We start from the raw sequence: 20,556 nt of genomic DNA on the forward strand, positions 1-20,556 counted from the left end.
CCCGGTCAGCCGCGGCGCTTGACGACGCCGCAGCCGATCCGGGCACCGGCGTCCCCGGTCTTGCGCGTGGTCGTGTCCGGCCCCACGGCGCCGGTGTCGTCGGGGCGGTGGAAGTACCGGTCCGGGATGTGGGCGAGATTGTCCGGTCCGGCGTGCACCACGAACGCGCTTCCGTTGGCGTCGGCCAGCTGCTCCGGGGTGAACCTGTCGGTCACGAAGGACGCGGAGGCGGTGCCGTCCGCGGCCGCCAGCAGCGGCGGCATGTCCCCGGCCGTGTCCCCGTGCGCTCCCGAGCCGAGGTGGCTTCCGGCGCTGGAGAACGCGCTGCCCGTCGCGCGGTCCACGGAGCGGGGATCGCAGACGCCGGCGGCGTGGACGTGGAAGCCGTGGAATCCGGGAGCGAGTCCCCGCATGCCGACGCTGACCCGCGACTTCTTCGCGTCGTACCGCTCGACGTGCACGGTGCCCAGGACACGTCCCGCGGTGTTCCTGATGACCGCGGTGATCGGCTCGCCGGGGCGGGTCCGCGGTGCGAAGGCCCCCGTGGTGGAGGCTGCTGTGGTGGTGGTCCCCGTGGTGGTCGCTGCCGTGGTGGTGGTTCCCGTGGTGGTGGCTGCCGTGGTGGTGGCGGACAGCACCGGCACGGCCGGGGCTGCCGCGGCGGCCAGTCCCAGGGCGAGCCCGGCGGCCATGGCGAGACGGGTTGTGCGGGGCATGATCGCTCCTCCTCAGACGCTGCACTGCCTGCGACAGCAGAGCACGGCCGGGTGGGAGGGGGAGCGCGAACGACGTCATCTGTGCCCGCCGTTTACCCGCTCTTGCCGTCGGAGCCTCTCGTCGGCGTCGCCGCCGAAGCTCTGGAGCACGCCGCCGACCGGCCGTGACGACCGGCGGCGGCATCGCCGGATGCGTGACGGCGCCCGCCTTCCTGCGGGCGGCAGGCCGAAGCCCCCGCCGACCGAATCGGCGAGGGCTTCGGGTGAAGGAGCCTTCAGGTGAAGACGTTCAGCTGCCGCGCTTGGCGCGGGCGGCGGCGCGTCCCCGGCTGGACGAGTCGAGGACCGTCTTGCGGATGCGCACGGTCTCCGAGGTGATCTCCACGCACTCGTCGTCGCGGATGAACTCCAGGGCCTGCTCCAGGGACAGGACGCGCGGCGGGATCACCTTCTCGGTCTCCTCGCTGGTGGAGGAGCGCATGTTGGTGAGCTTCTTCTCCTTGGTGATGTTCACGTCCATGTCGTCGGAGCGGGAGTTCTCCCCGATGATCATGCCCTCGTACACCTCGGTGCCGGGAGAGACGAACAGCGTGCCGCGCTCCTGCAGGTTGAGCATGGCGAACGCGGTGACCTGGCCCGCGCGGTCGGCGACCAGCGAGCCGTTGTTGCGGGTGCGCAGCTCGCCGAACCACGGCTCGTACGTCTCGAACACGTGGTGCACGAGGCCGGTGCCGCGGGTCTCGGTGAGGAACTCGGTGCGGAAGCCGATCAGGCCGCGCGCCGGCACCAGGAACTCCATGCGGATCCAGCCGGTGCCGTGATTGGTCATGTGCTCCATGCGGCCCTTGCGTACGGCCAGGAGCTGGGTGACGGCGCCCAGGTACTCCTCCGGGCAGTCGACCGTGAGGCGCTCGACCGGCTCGTGCACCTTGCCGTCGACGACCTTGGTCACGACCTGCGGCTTGCCGACCGTCAGCTCGTAGCCCTCGCGGCGCATCTGCTCCACGAGGATGGCCAGGGCCAGCTCACCTCGGCCCTGCACCTCCCAGGCGTCCGGGCTCTCGGTGGGCAGTACGCGCAGCGAGACGTTGCCGACCAGCTCCTTGTCGAGGCGGTCCTTCACGAGGCGGGCGGTGACCTTGGCGCCCTTGACCTTGCCGACCAGCGGGCTGGTGTTGGTGCCGATCGTCATGGAGATCGCCGGCTCGTCGACCGTGATCAGCGGCAGCGGGCGCGGGTCCTCGGGGTCGGCCAGCGTCTCACCGATCATGATGTCCGGGATGCCGGCGATCGCGATGATGTCACCGGGCCCGGCCTCCTCGGCGGGCTTGCGCTCCAGCGCCTCGGTCATCAGCAGCTCGGAGATCTTGACGCGCTGGACGCTGCCGTCGGTGCGGCACCACGCGACCTGCTGGCCCTTGCGGATCGTGCCCTGGTGGACACGGCACAGCGCGATACGGCCGAGGTAGCTGGACGCGTCGAGGTTGGTGACGTGAGCCTGGAGCGGCGCGGACGGGTCGTAGACCGGCGCCGGGATCGTGCTCTTGATCGTGTCGAACAGCGGCTCGAGGTCGGGGGAGTCCGGCATGCCGCCGTCGGCGGGGCGCTCCAGCGAGGCCCGCCCGGCCTTGGCCGAGGCGTACACGATCGGGAAGTCGATCTGCTCCTCGGTCGCGTCGAGGTCGATGAACAGCTCGTACACCTCGTCGACGACCTCGGCGATGCGGGCGTCCGGCCGGTCCACCTTGTTGATGCACAGGATCACCGGCATCTTCGCGGACAGCGCCTTGCGCAGCACGAAGCGGGTCTGCGGCAGCGGGCCCTCGGAAGCGTCCACCAGCAGCACGACGCCGTCCACCATCGACAGGCCGCGCTCGACCTCGCCGCCGAAGTCGGCGTGGCCGGGGGTGTCGATGATGTTGAGGGTCATGCCGCCGTGCCTGACCGCCGTGTTCTTCGCGAGAATGGTGATCCCCTTCTCGCGCTCGAGGTCGTTGGAGTCCATGACCCGCTCGTCCACGTCCTGGTTGGCCCGGAACGCGCCGGACTGCCATAGCATGGCGTCGACCAGCGTGGTCTTGCCGTGGTCGACGTGCGCGATGATCGCGATGTTCCGCAGGTCGTCGCGGGTGTTCATAGGCATAGTGAAGTCTCGCTCTGGATCGTCGGGGTGTCGTCCGCGTCCCGGGACTGAAGCGAGACGCACATCCGCCGCATGACACGGCCACGCCATTTTAGTTGATCCCGATCGCCACCACGTGCCGACGGCGTACGGAACCCTCGATGCAAACGCCCGCGCGGCGATCGGCATTCCTCGCCGGTGAAAGGCTCCGTCTAAAGGCTCTCCGTCAGGGCAGGTGAACCGGCTGTGACGGATGAAGGCCTCGTGCTGCTGATCGCCTGGGCGGAGTTCCTCGTGCCGATCCTCGTCCTCGCCTATTTCCTGCTGCGGCGGCGCACATGATCCCGCCGGCTCGGCGGGTGCCGCTCGCCCTGCTGACGGCACTTCTGTTGTCCGGGTGCGTCAGCCCCGCGTGGGACGACCACGACTACGCGCTCAAGGCCGGGAAGACGGCCGAGTCGGCCGCCTCGGCCGTGCGGTTCGCCCGTTCCGTCGTGGCGTACCGCGACCGCATGACCGGGCCGTACGCCGAGGTGGTGCTGACCGAGGCGGTGCGCGACCTGAGCAGCGTGAACGACCAGTTCGGCGGTGTGCAGCCGCCCTCGGACGCCTCCGACCGGGTCAGGGACGAGGTGCTGCGCCTCACCGAGAAGGCCGAGAGCGAGGTCGAGGACCTGCTCATCCAGACGCGCAGGGACGGCGTGAAGGACCCGGCGGCGGCCGTACGGGACCTGGGCAGGCTCGCGAGCGAGCTGAACGACTTCGCGGAGAGGCACAAGTGAAGAAGTTCCTCGCGGTCACGCTCGGCATCCTGACGGCCTTCGGCGGTTTCGTGGACATCGGCGACCTGGTCGCCAACGCCGTCGTGGGGGCGAGGTTCGGCATGTCCCTCGCGTGGGTGGTGATCCTCGGCATCATCGGCATCTGCGTCTTCGCCGAGATGTCCGGCAGGATCGCGGCGGTGTCGCAGCGGCCGGTCTTCGACCTCGTCCGCGAGCGCATGGGCCCCCGCGCCGGGCTGGTCAACCTCGGGGCGTCGTTCTTCATCAACGTGCTCACGCTGGCGGCGGAGATCGGCGGCGCCGCGCTCGCGCTGGAGCTGGCGACCGGGGTCGGCTACCTGCTGTGGGTGCCGCCCGTGGCCCTGGTCGCGTGGCTGGTCATGTGGCGGGTGAAGTTCGAGACCATGGAGCGCGTCTTCGGGCTGGCGGGGCTCGGGCTGGTCGTGTTCATCGTGGCGCTGTGGCAGCTCGGGCCCGACTGGGGCGAGCTGTCCACGCAGCTCGTCCGGCCGCCGTCCGACGAGGGCGTGCCGACCTACCTCTACTACGCGATCGCGCTGCTCGGCGGGGCGATGACGCCGTACGAGGTGTTCTTCTTCTCCTCCGGCGGCGTCGAGGAGCGGTGGACCCGCAGGGACCTGGTCACGGCGCGGGCCAACGTGTTCGTCGGCTTCCCCCTCGGCGGCGTGCTGTCGCTGACGATCGCGGCGTGCGCGGCGACCGTGTTCATGCCGGTCGCGGCCGAGCCCGACTCGCTCGGGCAGATGGTGCTCCCGGTCGCCCAGGGGCTGGGCAAAGTCGGCCTCGGCGTGGTGATCCTCGGGGTGTTCGCGGCCACGTTCGGCGCGACGCTGGAGACCGCCCTGTCGTCGGGCTACTCCCTGAGCCAGTATTTCGGCTGGCAGTGGGGCAAATACGTGGTGCCGGGCCGCGCCGCCCGGTTCCACGTGACCGTGCTGGCCGCGGTGATCGTCGCGACCGCGCTGATCCTCACCACCATCGACCCGATCAAGGTGACCGAGTATTCGCTGGTCTTCTCGGCGGCGGCCCTGCCGCTCACCTATCTGCCGGTCCTCATGATCGCCAACGATCCCGACTACATGGGGGAGAAGGTCAACGGCAGATTCAGCAACGTGCTGGGAAGTTTCTACATGGTGCTGCTGCTCGTCGTGGCGGTCGCGGCCATCCCCCTGATGATCGCGACGAAGGCGGGGCAGTGACGACCCTGCCGGAGGAGGTGAGGACTCGTTGACCGAAACCGCACGGGTGCTGCACGCCCGCCTGCACCTGCTCGACCGGCAGGTCGTCAGGGAGAGCGACGACCGCCTGCTGTGCAAGGTGGACGACCTCGAGATGCGGCCCGGGGACCGGCCGTACGTCACCGCGATCCTGTCGGGCCCGCTCGCGCTCGGCCCGCGGATCGGCGGCCTGCCGGGATGGCTGATGACGGAGACCGACCGGCTCTTCCGGCGGGAGGAGCGGCCGGGGCCGTATCGCATCGAGATGAGCCTGGTGACCGAGATCGGCAGTGCCGTACGGGTGGCCGGCCACCGGCAGGACCTGGCGCTGGAGCGCTGGCTGACAAGGAACGTGATCGGCCGGATCCCCGGCGCCGCGGGGACCAAGGAGCAGGATGCTCCCGAAGGCGGCGCGCAGGATGCTCCCGAGGGCGGTGCGAGGGAGGCGCCGGAGAGGGCGCTCAGCGTGCGGGAGCGGTGGGAGGACAGGCCGGACGCCCTGCGGCTCGGCGGGCTGCTCGGCCGTACGGTCCGCGGCCCGGAGGGGGACGTCGCCGGTAACACGGTGGACGTCCGCCTCGTCCAGGACGGGCCGCTGCTGGCCGAGGTCCAGCAGGCGTTCCGGGCGGCCGGGCTGCTGATCGCCCGGCGCCGGGCCGGGCGGCTCTTCGGGTACGAGCGCGGCCCGGGGCTGTGGCGGCCGTCGCTGCTGGGCGCCCTCGTGCGCCGCATGCACGGCGAGATCCGCTACGCCGAATGGGACCAGATCGAGTCGCTCGACGACGATGAGATCAGGCTGGGGGTCCCCTGGGAACGGCTGCGGTCGACGGCCGATCTCTGATCGATCCCCGTCGCGTGGGGGGCGAAATGGCGGGAAATAAGGTCGGGGGCATGACTCTCGCTGCTGCTTTCGGGGCGATGCTGCGCACGGCGGACGGTGTCCGTATCGACGCCGCGCACACGCCCAACGGCTCACTCGATCTCGGCATCGTGGTCGCGCACGGCTTCACCGGAACGTGGAGGGGGCCGGACACCCGGCGCATCGTGCACGTCCTGTCGCGGTTCGGCGGCGTGGTGTCCTTCGACTTCCGGGGCCACGGACACTCCGGGGGCCGGTCCACCGTGGGCGACCTGGAGGTCCTCGACGTGGACGCGGCGGTCAAGCACGCGCGCTCGATCGGCTACCGGCGCATCGCCACCGTCGGCTTCTCGATGGGCGCCGCCGTGGTCGTACGGCATGCCGCGCTGCACGGGGGGGTGGACGGGGTGGTGTCGGTGAGCGGGCCGGCCCGCTGGTACTACCGCGGCACCAAACCCATGCGGCAGGTCCACTGGGCGATCGAACGCTGGCACGGGCGGCTGGCGGCCCGGCTGGTCAAGCGGACCAGGATCGCGGGCGGCGGATGGGACCCCGTCCCGCTACCGCCGTACGAGGCGGCGGCGCTGATCGCGCCCACGCCGCTGCTGATCGTGCATGGTGACCACGACCCGTTCTTCCCCGTGGAGCACGCCCACCAGTTGTACGAGTGCGCGGCCGAGCCGAAGGAGCTGTGGGTCGAGCCGGGCTACGGCCACGCGGAGGCGGCGGCCACCCCTGACCTGGTCCGGAAAATTGGTCAGTGGATTTCGCGAACCAAATCCGCATAAGGGTCGTCTATGAGGGTTGTGCGGATCCAGTGCCTCCCGAGCGGGAGGTCCGAGCGAGCCGGAGGGCGCCGCCGTCTGGACTGAGGAGCGTGCGGGAGCGAAGCGACCAAGCGCGACGAGGGACGTGCTCATCGCGTGCCTCCGGCTCGACCAGGCGGGAGTGAGCGCCTCGATGGCGAAGCGGGAGACACCGCACGGCCGATTGGGGGATCGGCGCACACCCTCAGCGGGTGTGGCCCAGCGTCGCGGGGGCGCGCTGGGCGGTTTCACCGGCCCGGTACGGCACACGCCGTACCGGGCCGGAGGGACGCGTTCCCCGGTGCCGGCCTCCGCGTGCAGCCCTGGCGTTTCAGCCCAGGCGTTTCAGTCCGTGCGTTTCAGCCCAGGCGGGCGATCGACTTGGTCTCCAGGTAGGCCGACAGGCCCTCGGGGCCGAGCTCCCGGCCCAGGCCGCTGGCCTTGAAACCGCCGAACGGCGTGTTCGGGTCGAGCGTGTGCATCATGTTGACGCCGTACGTGCCGGTGCGCACCCGGCGGGCGACGTCCACCCCGTGGTCGGTGTCGGCGGTCCAGACCGAGCCCGACAGGCCGTAGTCGCTGTCGTTGGCGATCCGCACCGCGTCCTCCTCGTCCTCGTACGGGATCACCGCCAGCACCGGGCCGAAGATCTCCTCACGGGCGATGCGCATGTCGTTGGTGGCCCCGGCGAAGACGGTGGGCGCGACGTACCAGCCCCGGTCGTAGGGCCGGTCGAGGCCGCCGACGACCGGCTTGGCGCCCTCCTCGATGCCCGACCTGATGTAGCCCTCGACCCGTTCCTGCTGCCGCCTGGCGACCAGCGGCCCGATCCCGGTGGCCGGGTCGGCGGGGTCGCCCACCTGCTGGCTTGTCACCATCTCGGCGACGGCCTGGACGACCTCGTCGTACCGGTTGCGGGAGGCGAGGATGCGGGTCTGCGCCACGCACGCCTGGCCGTTGTTCATCAGTGAGGCCATCGACAGGAAGCCCATGGCCGAGGGCAGGTCGCAGTCGTCGAGGATGATCGCCGCGGACTTGCCGCCGAGTTCGAGCGTGCAGCGCTTGAGCTGTTCGCCGCAGATCGCTGCGATCCTGCGCCCGGCGGCGGTCGAGCCGGTGAAGGCCACCTTGTCGACGCCGGGATGGGAGACCAGGTGCTCGCCCGCCTCGCGGCCTGCCGCGACGATGTTGACGACCCCGGCCGGGATGCCGGCCTCCTTGATCATCTCGGCGAGCAGGTAGGAGTCGAGCGGCGTCTCGGGGGCCGGCTTGATCACCAGGGTGCACCCCGCGACGAGCGCCGGGGCCAGCTTGGTCATGAGGACGAACTGGGGGACGTTCCAGGGGACGACGGCCGCCACGACGCCGACCGGCTCGCGACGGACGATCATCGGGCCGAACAGGCCGGGCCGCTCCTCCTCGACGGGGAACGTGGCGCCGAGACCGGCGAAATACTTGAGCATCCCCAGTGGCTGCGGGGCCTGGGCGAGCTGGGAGAACGTGATCGGAGACCCCATCTCCGCGGTGATGATCTCAGCCATCTCGGCCTGGCGGGTCTCGTAGATCTCCGCCAGCCGCCCCACGATCGCCGCGCGCTCGGCCATCGTCATCCGCGGCCAGGGCCCGTTGTCGAACGCGTCCCTGGCGGCCGCGACGGCCCGGTCCATGTCGGCGGCGGTGCCGTCCGGCACCCGGCCGACGACCTCCTCGCTGTGGGGGGAGATCACCTCGATCGTGCCCGTGCCCGCGGGGGTCACCCAGTCGCCCCCGATGAACAGCGTGTCGTGCTGCAGCATGCCTGCCTCCTGATCGGGCGCGCCATCGCGCACACAGAAAGACCGAATCATGTTCTGCTCTGCCTTGGCAAGAGTGGACCCGCGAAACGGGATCGGGCCAGGTAGGCGCGTCGACGGCGAACGGGGCACACGGTCGGAAATCCGGACGCTGTCCGCTTTGAACCCAAGAGCTTCTCCTGTTCCGGTAGCAGACCGTAAAGATCGTCTTCTATAGTTTCGGACCGAATCCGAGTGGAGGTCGCGTGCGGTCGGGACGCTGGGCCAGGCTGGCGGTGGTCACCACCGCGCTGCTTGTCGCATCGTCCGTCTCGGGTGCCCGCACCGCCGAGGCCGAACCGGACCAGCAGGCCAAGCTCCGCAAGCTCACCCAGGAGGCCGCGGCGCTCCAGAAGGAGTACCGCGGCGAGATCCTCAGCCTGGAGGACGCGAAGAGAGCCGCGCAGAAGGCCTCCAGCAGGAGCAGGAAGCTGCAGGCCGACCTGCGCCTGGCCCAGCGGCAGGTGGTGGCGTTCGCGCAGTCCTCGTACATGACCGGGGGCGTGGACGCCGCGCAGCTGTTCTCCCTGTCGGCCGACCCGAGTTCCCTGGCGATGCAGTCCTATCTGGGCACCGCCAGGATCGAGCGGCTCAACAGCGTCAAGGACCTCGTCGCCAAGCAGAAGAAGGCGGCCCTCGCGGCCGCCGGCGAGATCGACAAACTGCAGGCGCACATCAAGCAGCTCAAGTCGCGGCGCGGCGAGGTCGAGCGGCTGATGGCGAAGTACGGCTTCCAGACCCCCGACGCCGGCAGCGGACTGACCCAGCGCATGGTCTCGACGCGTAATGCGATCATGCAGCAGTTCCCGATGCCGTTCGGCGTCGGCTGCCTGCGCCCCGGCGACCCCGGGGAGCACGGCAAGGGCCGGGCCTGCGACTTCATGATGAGCAGCGGCGGCCGCATGCCGGACGCGGTGGCCAAGGAGCGCGGCGACGCCCTGGCCCAGTGGTGCATCCAGCACGCGAGCGAGTACGGGATCATGTACATCATCTGGCAGCAGCGCTTCTACGACATGCGCACGGGCGCCGGATGGCGGATGATGTCCGACCGTGGCGGCATCACCGCCAACCACTACGACCACGTTCACGTGTCGGTGCTCTGACCCTCCAGGAACTTCCGCAGCCAGTGGTAGGACGCCTTCGGCGTGCGCTCCTGGGTCTCGAAGTCGACGTGGACCAGGCCGAACCGCTGGTGGTAGCCCTCGGCCCACTCGAAGTTGTCCAGCAGCGACCAGACGAAGTAGCCCCGCAGGTCCACGTCCGCCCGCCGCATCGCCCGGATGTGGCCGTCGAGGTAGGCGATCCGCTCCTGGTCGTCCAGGCCCTCGTACGAGCAGCCGTTCTCGGTGATGTAGACGGGCGGAAGCGCGTCGCCGTACCGGGCCTTGAGGCCGTCGAGCAGCTCGCGCAGGCCGTCGGGGACGACGGGCCAGCCGAACGCGGTGGTGGGAACGCCGGGGATCTCCTCGAACCGGAACGGCAGGCCGTCCCCGCCGGGGCCGCCGATCCGGGTGGGGTTGTAGTAGTTGATCCCCAGCCCGTCGAGGGGCTCGGCGATCGTCTCCAGATCGCCGGGTCTCACGGGGATCTCGACGCCGAACGCCGTCAGGTCGGGGTAGGCGCCGGTGAGGACCGGGTCGTTGAACAGCCGGTTGTGCAGGATGTCGTACGTCTCGGCGGCGGCCAGGTCCTCGGGGGAGTCGGAGGCGGGCCGGACCGGGGTGCAGTTGTTGGTGATCAGCACCTGCTCCGCGCCGGCCGCCCGCAGCGCCTGGGTGGCCAGGCCGTGTCCGAGCAGCTGGTGGTGGGCCACCGGCAGCGCGTCGAACATGAGCGCCCGGCCCGGAGCGTGGATGCCCAGGCCGTACCCCTCCACCATGTGCACGAACGGTTCGTTGAGCGTGATCCACATGCGTACGCGGTCGGCCAGCCGTTCCGCCACGACGGCGGCGTAGTCGGCGAAACGGCGGGAGGTGTCGCGGCCGAGCCAGCCGCCCTCGTCCTCCAGCGCCTGCGGCAGGTCCCAGTGGAAGAGCGTCGGCACCGGAGTGATGCCGTTCTCGCACAGCGCGTCCACGAGGCGGTCGTAGAAGTCGAGCCCGGCCTGGTTGACCTGGCCGGCGCCGGTGGGCAGCACCCGGGGCCAGGCGATGGAGAAGCGGTAGGCGTTGACACCGAGACCGGCCATGAGCGCCACGTCCTCGGCGTAACGGTGGTAGTGGTCGCAGGCCACGTCGCCCGTGTGCCCGTCGCGGACCCTGCCGGGGGTGTGCGAGAAGGTGTCCCAGATGGAGGGCCCTCTGCCGTCCTCCGTGACCGCCCCTTCGATCTGGTAGGACGCGGTGGCCGTACCCCAGAGGAACATGATGCCGCCTCTCTCGACTAATATGAGCTGAACTCATGTTAGTCCGAGTGGTTGCGAAGCGGGAGAGAATGGCGGAATGACCACAGGGGGAGTGCTGCGCCGCCGGCCCGCCCAGCGCCGCAGTCAGGAGCGGGTCGAGCGCATGCTGGACGAGTGTGCCCGGCTGCTCGACGAGGTGGGGTACGCGGCCCTGACGACCAAGGAGGTCGCCCGCCGGGCCGAGGTGCCGATCGGGACCTTCTACCAGTTCTTCACCGACAAGCAGAGCCTGGTCCGCGCGCTCGCGCTGCGGAACCTGGAGGCGTACCTGGACCGGATCGCGTCCCGGCTGACCGTCGCGCCGCTGTCCGACTGGACCGACGCCGTGGACCTGGTCGTCGACGAGTTCGTACGGATGAAAAGGACCACCCCCGGCTTCGGCGTGGTGGATTTCGGCGAGGTGCTCGCCGCTCCCGGCGGCCCGGCCCTGCCCGGCACCCAGCGGATGCTCGACGAGGCCCTGGAGAACAACGTCGTCGTGGCCGACCGGCTGCGCTCCCTCGTGGTGGAGTCGCTCGGTGTGGCGCCGGGCGACGACCTGTCGCGCGCCTTCGTGGTCGCCGTGGAAGCCGCCGACGCCGTGCTCAAGCTGGCCTTCCGCGCCCACCCCGAGGGTGATCCCGACCTCATCGCCGAATGCAAACGCCTCGTCCGCCGCTACCTCTCCGACCACCTGGCCTGAGGCGCGTCGGCCTTCGGCCAGGTCTGGGCACGAAGTCACAAACGATATCTGTTTGAGATGTCAGATGGTATCGCTCAGTACGATGCGAGGAGGTGCCCGGATGAGCCGAACGGTTATCGATCTCGACGATGACATGGTCGCCGAGGCCATGCGGATTTACGGCACCAGAACCAAGGCCAAGGCGGTTCGGATGGCCATGGAGGAGGCCGTCAAGCGACGTCTGCGACTGGAACTGGCAGAATCGATCAAAAGCGGGGAGCTCGACCTCGGCGAGATCGTGGAGAAGACCGGTCCCCGCAACGCGGACGGCACCCTGCGGCGTCCCTCACAGGGCGCTGCGTGACCGACTATCTGGTCGACAAGTCCGCGCTGGCTCGCTGGGGCAACCCAGCGGTCGCGCAGGTGCTTGACGAACTGAGTGATCGTGGTCTGCTCGCCACCTGCGCTGCGATCGAGTGGGAGATGGTCTACAGCGCAAGGAACAAGCCCGATATGGCCCGTATTCGCTTTCTCCTGCGCGGGTTCAATTACCTCTACTGCGGTGACGAGCTCTTCGATCGCGTCCTCGACGTTCAGAGTGAGGCTCTGGATCGTGGTTTCCATCGAGTGCTTTCCCTTGCGGATCTGATCATCGCCGCCACCGCCGAACGGCACCGGGCCGTCGTGCTTCACTACGACGGTGATTTCGACATGATCGCCTCGATCACAGGTCAGCCCACCCGATGGGTTGCAGAGCCAGGAACCGCCGACCGCTGACACACGCGACGCCTGCCCTATCGGGACGGCCGTGGCCTGACGATCCACACGCCCGTGCCGTACATGGCCAGACCGAGCAGGACGAAGGCGGCGGCGACCGGGTAGCGCAGCCCGGGCGGCATGTAGGTGGCCAGGAACCAGCTGTGGCGCAGCATGCCGTCGGACACGAAGACGGCGGCGACGATGCCCTGCGGAACCAGCGGGATGGCGCCGAACCCGAAGCACCACCCGGCGATCGCCTTCTGCGCCTTCGGCAACTGTTCCAGGCGGGACGTCATCGCCTTCTCCGGTCTGCGGCCGGTCCGCATCGTGTCCAGCAGCTCGGGCCCGTGCGAGCGTAGCCGCCGCGCAGCCAGCAGGCCGAAGCCCCAGTAACACAGCGCGCCGGTCGCGACCCCGACGGCCACGCCCGCCCAGCCGTACCGGAGCGCCACCAGCCCCGCGGGCACGCCCGTCAGCAGCACCAGCGCGAGCATCAGATAGGCCAGCCCGGTCATGCCGCCGTCGTCCTCGCTGGTACGCAGGGGGTTGCCCGCGCGGCGATGCGGGTCGGTGCCGGGCACCAGCCCGTACACCGACACCAGCGGCACCAGTCCGGCCGCGCCGCCCAGCAGGGCGGGCAGCAGCGCCAGGACCAGCGGCCACGGTCCGCCGGCGATCGCGGTGAACACCACCGTCACCGCGATGCCCACCGGCGCGTGCGCCGACAGCCAGGCCAGCTGCCTGCCGCGCACGTCACTCGCGCCGGGGGTCATCAGAGTCAGCCACAACGCCGTGCCATCGGTTCCGTACAGGTTGGCGGTCATGGCGGCGGCCATCACGATGAAGATCGGACCCGCGTACGGCAGCATGCCGTCCCAGCCGAGGACCAACGGACTTGCCGCGAAGCAGACGCCGTACGACAGGGCGAAGATCAGCTGGTGGTTGCGTACCAGGTCGCGTGACCAGGTGCGCAGCTCCTTGGCGATGATCGCGCCGTTGACGGTGGCCGCGCGCATGGGACGTCTGCCGCGCGCGGACGGTCGCGCGGCCCCCGTACGTCTGGTGAGCAGGGCCGCCCACGCGCCCAGGAGCAGCGCCGCCAGCACGGCCAGCGCCGCCAGGGCCCACCACTCGCCCCGGACGGCCAGCAGGCCCCATCCGGAGGGCAGGTACCAGACCGCGGCGGGCACGCCCGTCTCGCCGAAGGCCACGAAGAGGACCCAGCTCTGCCCGAGCGCCGCCAGGATCGCGCCGTTGATCAGGCCGGAGGCGATCGCGCCCTGGCGTGTGCGCAGCGCCAGCCCGACCACCGCGACGGAGACCTTCGACAGCAGCACGAGAACGGCCAGTTGCAGGGCCATCGCCGGCAGGGCCGCCAGGGCGTTCAAGACGCCGAGCCGTGCACCCGCGACCAGCAGCCCGAGCAGGGCGGCCAGGCTCACCAGCGGGGCGAGGCCGACGAAGGCGGCGACCAGCAGTCCGGCCGCCATCCGGCGCGGCGGCAGGCCGAGGAGCGAGAAGTACTCCGGCCGCAGGGTCTCGTCGCCGCCGCCCATGAAGATCGGGCCGAGCATCCAGCCCAGCAGCCAGACCGCGTACGCGGCCGCCTGCAGGTCCGGGCTGGTGAAGGCCAGGTAGACCGTTCCGGCCGCGAGCAGCGCGCCGAGCGCGGCCCCCATGCCCGCGGTCTGCGCCCGTGTGCCGTGGAAGGAGTGGCGCAGCACCGCGACCTTCATCCGGGCCATGGTGAGCGTGGTCAGCGCGACAGCCACGACAACTCCTTGATCCCGTTGTCCCGGTCGCCGACGAGCTCGACGAAGGTGTCCTCCAGGGAGTTCGCGCCGCGTACCTCGTCCAGCGTGCCGGCGGCGGCCACCGTACCCTTGTCGATCACCGCCACGTGGTCGCACAACTGCTCGACCAGCGCCATGACATGGCTGGACAGGACGATCGAGCCGCCGCCCGCGACGAAACCGCGCAGGATCGTCTTGATCGTCGCGGCCGACACCGGGTCGACCGCCTCGAACGGCTCGTCCAGCACCAGCAGGCGCGGCGCGTGCAGCAGCGCGGTGGCCAGCCCGATCTTCTTGCGCATGCCGGTCGAGTACTCGACGACCAGCGTCTTCTCCGCGCCGTCCAGCTCCAGCACGGCCAGCAGTTCCTCGGCCCGCTGGGACACCACGTCCTTGGCCAGCCCACGGAGCAAACCAAGATAGGTCAGCACCTCACGCCCGGTCAGCCGCTCGGGCATGGCCAGCCCGTCGGGCAGCACCCCGACCATGGCCTTGGCTCGCTCGGGTGCGGACCAGACGTCCTCGCCGAAGATCCTGGCACCGCCGCCGTCGGGTCGCAGCAGACCGACGGCCATGGACAGTGTGGTGGTCTTGCCGGCCCCGTTCTGGCCGACGAGCCCGAAGAACGAGCCGGGAGGGACGCTGAGGTCGATGGCGTCGACGGCGAGCTTGTCGCCGAAACGCTTGGTCAGCCCGCTGATCTCCAGCGCTGGCGTCATGGTGTGCTCCGGGTGGCGAGGGAGAAGATCGTGGCCAGTTCGGCGGCCAGGGTGCGGAGATCGAGCTCGGGATCCTTCAGTAGGTAGCCGGGCACGGCGTCGACGGCGCCGCGGATCGCGATGGCCATGGGCCGCAGCGGGAAGTCCCGGAACTCACCGGTGTGCTGCCCCCAGGCCAGCACCTTCTCGATGTCGGTGAGCGCGGTGTCCTGTTGCTTGGAATAGGGGCCGTCGCGGTCATGGGTGATGATCTCCACGAGCGCCAGCAGGGGTTCGCGGTGAATGCGCATGAACTCGAGGTTCGTCTCGAAGTACACGCGTAGCGCGTCGGAGGCGGTCGTCTGCGCCAGGATGCGCGGCACCATCAGATCGGTGGCGAGCTTCACCACGTGGGCGACGACCGCATCGATCAGCTCGTCCTTGCCCCCGAAGTGGTACGAGATGAGCCCAGGGGTGATCTTCGCGAGTTTGGCGATCCTCGCCATCGACGCCTGCCGGTAGCCGAGCGTCGCGAGGGCCTCGATGGCGCAGTCGATGATCTGCGTCCGCCGGGCTTCCTCCGTGAACGTCCGCTCTCCTGAAGGCATGTTCAGGATCCTAAACGGCCGTTCAAACGAGCACAAGATCTATTCGCGGTTCCGTGACGGCGTGCTTCGGGAGAGCGGCCCCGAGGCGCGTGACGCGTCCCGGGGCCGTGCCCGATCAGGCGGGGGCGTCGAGGCGGGCGATGTGCTCCTCGTCGAGCTTGACGTCGACGATGATCTCTTCGAGCTGGGCCATCGAGCTGACGCCGACGATCGGGACGATGTCCTGCGCCCGCAGCCAGGCGAGCACGACCTGGTTGCGCGTCGCGCCGAGCTCGCCGGCCACCTCGTCCAGCACCGCCAGCCGCCTCGTGGTGCCCGGGTGGTCGTAGTACTCGGGCATCGGCTTGGCGGTGTACGCGCCCGCGAGCAACGAGGAGTAGACCCACAGCGTCAGGTCGCCCTCGGAGCGCACGTAGTCCAGCATCTCGTCGGAGACCTGGGTGTGGCCGCCTTCGGGCAGGTGCACCCAGGGCCGGGGGCGGAGGTAGGAGTGGCGGAGCTGCACGTGACGGTATCGAGTGCCGCCCCGCGCCGCCGCCAGTGAGCGGGCCCGCTCCAGCCGCCACACCGCGTGGTTGCTCGCGCCGACCTCCTTGGCCTTGCCGGCGAGGACCAGTTCGTCGAAGGCGGCGACCGTCTCCTCCAGCGGCGTCGACCTGTCGTCGATGTGCGCCCAGTAGACGTCGACGTGATCGGTGCCGAGCCGGCGCAGGCTGCCCTCGATCGCGGCCCGGATCACGCCGGCGGACAGGCCCTCGGCGGCGTCCAGCGTACGGGCGCCGGGCACGGCCGGGCGGGCGCCGCACTTGGTGCTGATCACCATCCTGTCCCGGTTGCGCCGGGAGGCGAGCCACCGGCCGATGGTGGCCTCGCTCTCGTCGCCGGTCGCGCCGTCGAACCAGAACGGATAGTTGTTGGCCGTGTCGAGCATCGTTCCGCCGCCTTCGACGAAGCGGTCGAGGATGGCGAACGAGGTCGCCTCGTCCACAGTGGTCCCGAAGGGGATCGTTCCCAGAGCGATTCTCATGCCGATCACCTTGCCGCCTGGAGCGCACTCCAGCGCAAGCGGCTCTCAGCGGCGGCGGTCGAGTGCTCTGCGGCCACGCGCCACGATGGTCTCGACGTCCCTCAGGTCGTCCATGTCGTGGGCCCTCGCCAGCGCTTCCTTGGCCTCGTCGTAGGCGTCCAGGACCGCGTTCCAGTCGACGTCGCCGGTTCTGTCCGTCAGGCTGTCGATCGCCTCGCCCAGCCGGGTCACGTTCTCCTCCTGGACGCTCTTGGCGTCCTCGAACCGGACGGCTCTCTCGGCGGCCCGCTCCCTGGCGGCCCTCTTCCGCCGCACCCTGGCCGTGACGAGCCCGGCGGCGATCCAGAAGACGACCAGGCCGGCGATGCCGAAGAAGACCAGCCAGCCGGTGGACATGCGGCTGGAGGACCCGGACAGGTCGAGGTCCTTGGCGAAGTCCTGGTTCAGCCCGGTGACCTCGGCGTCCTCGAACGTGGCGCCCCGCAGTTCGGCCGAGGACACGTCGGCGTCGGTCAGGGTGGCCCTGCGGAAGACCGCGTCCCGGTACTTGCCGTAGTGGAGGTACGCCCGGTCCAGCCTGGCGCCGGTGAAGTCGGCCTGGTCGGCCGTGACGCTGTTCATCTCCGCGTCGCGGAGGTCGGCGCCGGCGAGTCCGGCCCGGGTCAGGTCGGCGCTGCCGAGCGCCGCGCCCGACAGGTCCGCCCGGGACAGGTTCGCCCCCACGAGGTCGGCGCTGCCGAGCTTGGCCCGCCGCAGCCGCGCGCCGCGCAGGTCCGCGCCCTTCGCCTCGCGGAGCCTCGTCCCGACGGCGGAGACGTCGCGGAGGACGGCCCGGTTCAGCTTGACGCCCGACAGGTCGAGGCCGTCCAGCCTGGCGCCGGTCAGGTCGGCGCAGCTCAGATCGTCGGGAAAGTCCGCGACCGCGGTCAGGTCCCGTTCCCGGTAGTCCTGGCCGCTGCCGGGCTCGCACGACGGGTCCTGGGCGGGCAGGGCTCTGGGCACGCCGGTGCTCCCGGCCAGCCGGGCGTCCCTGACGTCACGCAGGTCGGCTCCGCTGAGGTCGGCTCCGCCGAAGTCCGCGCCGGTCATGACCGACTCGTACAGTTGCGCGCCGCTGAGATCCGCCTGCCGCAGGACCGTCCCGATCAACGTGGCGCCGTAGAGCTTGGCCCTCGCCGCCTTGACCCGGCTGAGGTCGGCCCGGCGCATGTCCGCGCCGTAGGCGAAGGCGTCGGTCAGGTCGACGCCGATCAGCTTCGCGTCGTCGAACTGCGCGCCGTACGTCTTGGCCCGCGTCATCGTGGCCCCGCTCAGGTCGGCCCCCTCGAAATGCGCGTAGTACGGCGAGGAGTCGTCCATCGTCGCCTCGCGCAGGTCGCTGCCGCGCAGATCCGCGTAGTACAGCTCGGCCTCGGAGAGGTCGGCCTCGCGCAGCCTGGCCCCGGCCATCCGGGCGTACCCGAGACGGGCGCCCTTGAGAGAGGCCCCGGTCAGGTCGGCACCGGTGAGCACGCTCCGCACGGTCAGGCCGTCCAGTCTGGCGCCCCGGAGGTCCGCGCAGGACAGATCGGCGGGCAGCGTGGCCCGGGTGAGGTCCCTGCCGGCGAGATGCGGGCCGCTGCCGGGGCGGCAGGGCGGGCGGTCGCCGGACGTCGCCGCGGCGGCCGGGGTCATCGGGATCGACAGCGCGATCGCAGCGAAAAGGGTCACCGTGCCGGCGATCAGGCGGAGGGGCATTTCTGTCTCACTGTCTTTCTCGGAGCACCACCCGGACGTTGACACCGGGTCGTAGGTGACAGGACCCGTTATAAAAGCGGCGAGTTGCGCCACGCTTGCGAAACACCTACAGCGCACAAAGCACACATGCGATCGAGACCCGATATGACAGGATCAATGGCGTGGCGGTGTACACACCTGGACAGGTCGTCGAGGAGACCGGGTTCAGCCTCGACACCCTTCGGTACTACGAACGGATCGGGCTGCTGGAGCCGGTCGGCCGCAACGCGGCGGGCCAGCGGCGGTTCAGCGAAGAGGACGTGAGCTGGCTCGGCATGATCCGCTGTCTGCGGGACACCGGCATGCCGATCGCGGAGATGCTGCGCTTCGCCCAGCTCGTACGGCAGGGCGAGCACACGATCGAGGACCGGATCGCGTTGCTGGAGGAGCACGACCGCAAGGTCGAGGCCCAGATCGCCGACCTGCGCCAGAAGCAGGGCGCGATCCAGCGGAAGATCCAGTACTACAAGGACGTGCGGACGATGCGCGACATGCTCCCCGAGCAGGCCTCCTGAGGTCGTGTCCCGCCGGTCCGCCCGTGCGCGGGCCGGCGGGACGGACCGGGTCAGGTCGTGCGGTAGGCCTCGGCCTGGAGGTTGTAGAGCTCGGCGTAGAGGCCGTCGAGGGCGATCAGCTCCTCGTGGGTGCCGTGCTCGCGGACCTTGCCGTGGTCGAGCACGTAGATGCGGTCGGCGTAGCGGACGCTGGCGAGGCGGTGGGTGATGAGCAGCACGGTCCTGCCGTCGGCGTGCTGCCGGATCCGCTCGAACAACGCGTGCTCCGCCCGGGCGTCGAGGGCGGCCGTGGGCTCGTCGCAGATCAGCAGGGGCGCGTCCCGGTAGAACCCGCGCGCCACGGCGATCCGCTGCCACTGCCCGCCCGACAGTTCGTGACCGTTCTTGAACCTGCGGTCGAGCAGGGTGCGGTAGCCGTGGGGGAGTTCGGCGACGACCTGGTCGGCGCCGGCGACCTCGGCCGCGCGGGCCACCTCGGCCTCGCCCTTCTCCATCCCCATCGTGATGTTGTGGCGGGCCGTCAGCGGCCACCGGGTGTGGTCCTGGGCGATGACCGCGATCCTGCGGCGCAGGCTGTCGGGGTCGACCTCGGACAGGTCGGCGTCGTCCCACCGGACGCGGCCGCCGTCCGGTTCGTACAGGCCGGCGAGGATCTTGGCGAGGGTGGTCTTGCCCGAGCCGTTCTCCCCGACGAGGGCCACGACCTCCCCGCGCTCGATGCGGACCGACACACCGCGCAGGGCGGGCGCCGGTGCGGCGGGATAGGAGAAGGTGACGTCCTCGACCGTGATGCGGCCGAAGCCGTCGGGGGCCGTCCGGTCGCGGGCCGCCGGGATGCGGGCCTCGGCGTGCGCGATGAAGTCGAGGAAGTCGGTGAAGTAGAGACCCTCCTCGTAGAGCCGGTTCGTCGCGTACATGAAGTTCGACAGCGACGTCTGGCCGGACCGGATCGCCAGCACCGCGGTGCCGGCGACCGCGAGCGGGACCGCGCCCGCCGCGAGCAGCAGGCCGAGCGCGACGTAGACCGCGCCCTGCCCCAGGCCGCCGAGCGCCTCGCCGAGGACGCGGGCGACGGTCTGCCGCCGCGCCAGGTCGAGCATGACGCGCTGCTCGCCACGGGCGACGGTGTCGAACATCCGGAGCAGGAAGCCGCGCATGGTGAACGTGCGGACCTCGGCGGCGGTGTCCTTGTCCGCCAGCAGCTCCTCGATGATCCACTTGCGGCGTCTGGCCGGGACGAGCACGAGGGCGGTCGTGTAGCGCATCCTGGCGGCCCGGACGGCCGCCCAGGCGTCGGGGACGACCGCGAGCAGGAGCAGGGGCAGCAGCACGGGGTGCAGCACGCCGAGCACGCCCGCCGCCGCAACGATGCCGACCAGGCCCGACAGCGTGTCGATGGCCGTGCTCACGACCATCTCGGCCATCTGCATGCCGCGCATGCGGGCACGCTGCAGCGCGTCGTGGAACTCGGGGTCGTCGAAGCAGACGAGATCGACCCGGCTGGTCAGCGTGTAGAGGCGCTCTTCCGTGATCCGGCTGACCTGGGGTTCGAGCCGGGACTGCGCCCAACCGGCCCCCGCCTGCAGGGCCGTGCGCGCGGTGGCGGCCAGGCCCACGAGCAGCAGGCTGGGCAGCGCGGCCCGGACCCGCTCCGGGGTGGGGCCGGCCTGGAACAGCGCGGTCAGCACGCCCGTGGTGGCGAGGAGGCCGAAGGCGGTGAAGACGCCGCCGAGTACGCTGAGCGTGATCGTGGCCACGGTGTCGCGGGGGCTCGCCTCCCAGGCGATGCCCAGTGCCTGCCGGACCAGCCGGGGCAGCCGCCGCGCCACCGTGAGGAAGCCCAGCCCCGCCATCGTTCCGTAGTGCCGCGCCCACTGCGGGGATTCGACGTCCGCCATGTCCGGCAGGTCGTCCTCCGACAGGTGATCAGGTCCCCCCTGTTGTGTCACCGTCATGCCTG

General features: G+C 70.5%; 19 protein-coding genes. 9 read left to right on the forward strand and 10 right to left on the reverse strand.

Features of this window, described 5'->3' with window-relative positions; genetic code table 11:
- Positions 1-5: 5 nt before the first annotated feature.
- Together ACWEQG_RS18400 and typA are read right to left on the reverse strand one after the other, a co-directional pair.
- Positions 6-716 carry a superoxide dismutase family protein gene (locus tag ACWEQG_RS18400; protein WP_452286066.1) on the reverse strand — a complete coding sequence of 237 codons (711 nt, stop codon included), beginning with the start codon at positions 714-716 and terminating at the stop codon, positions 6-8.
- Between the two features lie 289 nt (positions 717-1,005).
- The gene (gene typA / locus ACWEQG_RS18405; protein ID WP_363462554.1) at positions 1,006-2,859 is read right to left on the reverse strand and encodes a translational GTPase TypA; all 1,854 of its coding nucleotides are present in this window, start codon (positions 2,857-2,859) and stop codon (positions 1,006-1,008) included.
- A 317-nt stretch (positions 2,860-3,176) separates the two neighbouring features.
- Here typA and ACWEQG_RS18410 point away from each other — a divergent pair, with 317 nt between their 5' ends.
- The 4 genes from ACWEQG_RS18410 to ACWEQG_RS18425 are packed head-to-tail and all read left to right on the forward strand — an operon-like array spanning position 3,177 to position 6,505.
- The gene (locus tag ACWEQG_RS18410; RefSeq protein WP_452286068.1) at positions 3,177-3,620 is read left to right on the forward strand and encodes a hypothetical protein; all 444 of its coding nucleotides are present in this window, start codon (positions 3,177-3,179) and stop codon (positions 3,618-3,620) included.
- Positions 3,617-4,840: an NRAMP family divalent metal transporter gene (locus tag ACWEQG_RS18415; RefSeq protein ID WP_452286070.1), complete on the forward strand. Its 1,224-nt coding sequence runs from the start codon at positions 3,617-3,619 to the stop codon at positions 4,838-4,840. Before ACWEQG_RS18410 ends, ACWEQG_RS18415 begins: the two co-directional genes overlap by 4 nt.
- A 28-nt stretch (positions 4,841-4,868) precedes the next feature.
- Positions 4,869-5,699 (forward strand): hypothetical protein, encoded by an 831-nt coding sequence (locus tag ACWEQG_RS18420; RefSeq protein WP_452286072.1) that lies wholly within the window; start codon positions 4,869-4,871, stop codon positions 5,697-5,699.
- Positions 5,700-5,749: 50 nt separating this feature from the next.
- Complete coding sequence (locus ACWEQG_RS18425; RefSeq protein ID WP_452286074.1) at positions 5,750-6,505, forward strand: alpha/beta hydrolase; 756 nt, start codon at positions 5,750-5,752, stop codon at positions 6,503-6,505.
- A gap of 377 nt (positions 6,506-6,882) precedes the next feature.
- On the opposite strand, the gene ACWEQG_RS18430 is transcribed toward ACWEQG_RS18425, so the two are convergent.
- Positions 6,883-8,319 (reverse strand): aldehyde dehydrogenase, encoded by a 1,437-nt coding sequence (locus tag ACWEQG_RS18430; RefSeq protein ID WP_452286076.1) that lies wholly within the window; start codon positions 8,317-8,319, stop codon positions 6,883-6,885.
- Between the two features lie 242 nt (positions 8,320-8,561).
- Here ACWEQG_RS18430 and ACWEQG_RS18435 point away from each other — a divergent pair, with 242 nt between their 5' ends.
- Complete coding sequence (locus ACWEQG_RS18435; RefSeq protein WP_452286078.1) at positions 8,562-9,458, forward strand: coiled-coil domain-containing protein; 897 nt, start codon at positions 8,562-8,564, stop codon at positions 9,456-9,458.
- On the opposite strand, the gene ACWEQG_RS18440 is transcribed toward ACWEQG_RS18435, so the two are convergent.
- Positions 9,440-10,720, reverse strand: coding sequence for a GH1 family beta-glucosidase (locus tag ACWEQG_RS18440; RefSeq protein WP_452286080.1), 1,281 nt, complete (start codon positions 10,718-10,720; stop codon positions 9,440-9,442). The two genes, ACWEQG_RS18435 and ACWEQG_RS18440, sit on opposite strands and share 19 nt — an antisense overlap.
- Before the next feature lie 76 nt (positions 10,721-10,796).
- Between ACWEQG_RS18440 and ACWEQG_RS18445 the strand changes: the two genes are divergently transcribed.
- The 3 genes from ACWEQG_RS18445 (at position 10,797) to ACWEQG_RS18455 (ending at position 12,197) form a co-directional block, all read left to right on the forward strand.
- Positions 10,797-11,441 (forward strand): TetR family transcriptional regulator, encoded by a 645-nt coding sequence (locus tag ACWEQG_RS18445; RefSeq protein WP_452286082.1) that lies wholly within the window; start codon positions 10,797-10,799, stop codon positions 11,439-11,441.
- Between the two features lie 100 nt (positions 11,442-11,541).
- Positions 11,542-11,784 carry a type II toxin-antitoxin system VapB family antitoxin gene (locus ACWEQG_RS18450; RefSeq protein WP_452286084.1) on the forward strand — a complete coding sequence of 81 codons (243 nt, stop codon included), beginning with the start codon at positions 11,542-11,544 and terminating at the stop codon, positions 11,782-11,784.
- On the forward strand, positions 11,781-12,197 hold the full coding sequence (locus ACWEQG_RS18455; protein WP_452286087.1) for a PIN domain-containing protein: 417 nt from the start codon (positions 11,781-11,783) through the stop codon (positions 12,195-12,197). The genes ACWEQG_RS18450 and ACWEQG_RS18455 overlap by 4 nt, the downstream gene beginning before the upstream one ends.
- Positions 12,198-12,214: 17 nt before the next feature.
- Here the strand turns inward: ACWEQG_RS18455 and ACWEQG_RS18460 are convergent, their stop codons facing one another.
- The 5 genes from ACWEQG_RS18460 to ACWEQG_RS18480 form a co-directional block, all read right to left on the reverse strand.
- Positions 12,215-13,951, reverse strand: coding sequence for a hypothetical protein (locus ACWEQG_RS18460; protein ID WP_452286089.1), 1,737 nt, complete (start codon positions 13,949-13,951; stop codon positions 12,215-12,217).
- On the reverse strand, positions 13,936-14,691 hold the full coding sequence (locus tag ACWEQG_RS18465; protein WP_363462542.1) for an ABC transporter ATP-binding protein: 756 nt from the start codon (positions 14,689-14,691) through the stop codon (positions 13,936-13,938). The genes ACWEQG_RS18460 and ACWEQG_RS18465 overlap by 16 nt, the downstream gene beginning before the upstream one ends.
- Entirely contained in the window at positions 14,688-15,278 is a 591-nt protein-coding gene (locus tag ACWEQG_RS18470) for a TetR/AcrR family transcriptional regulator (protein WP_452286091.1), read from the reverse strand. Before ACWEQG_RS18470 ends, ACWEQG_RS18465 begins: the two co-directional genes overlap by 4 nt.
- Positions 15,279-15,393: 115 nt before the next feature.
- The gene (locus tag ACWEQG_RS18475) at positions 15,394-16,305 is read right to left on the reverse strand and encodes an aldo/keto reductase (protein WP_452286093.1); all 912 of its coding nucleotides are present in this window, start codon (positions 16,303-16,305) and stop codon (positions 15,394-15,396) included.
- Positions 16,306-16,350: 45 nt separating this feature from the next.
- Positions 16,351-18,042: a pentapeptide repeat-containing protein gene (locus ACWEQG_RS18480; protein WP_452286095.1), complete on the reverse strand. Its 1,692-nt coding sequence runs from the start codon at positions 18,040-18,042 to the stop codon at positions 16,351-16,353.
- A gap of 161 nt (positions 18,043-18,203) precedes the next feature.
- On the opposite strand from ACWEQG_RS18480, the gene ACWEQG_RS18485 reads away from it, so the two are divergent.
- Entirely contained in the window at positions 18,204-18,596 is a 393-nt protein-coding gene (locus ACWEQG_RS18485; protein WP_363462538.1) for a MerR family transcriptional regulator, read from the forward strand.
- Between the two features lie 50 nt (positions 18,597-18,646).
- Here ACWEQG_RS18485 and ACWEQG_RS18490 read toward each other — a convergent pair whose 3' ends face one another.
- Entirely contained in the window at positions 18,647-20,551 is a 1,905-nt protein-coding gene (locus ACWEQG_RS18490) for an ABC transporter ATP-binding protein (protein WP_452286097.1), read from the reverse strand.
- Positions 20,552-20,556: the final 5 nt, after the last annotated feature.

The organism is Microbispora sp. NPDC004025, from assembly GCF_053604425.1.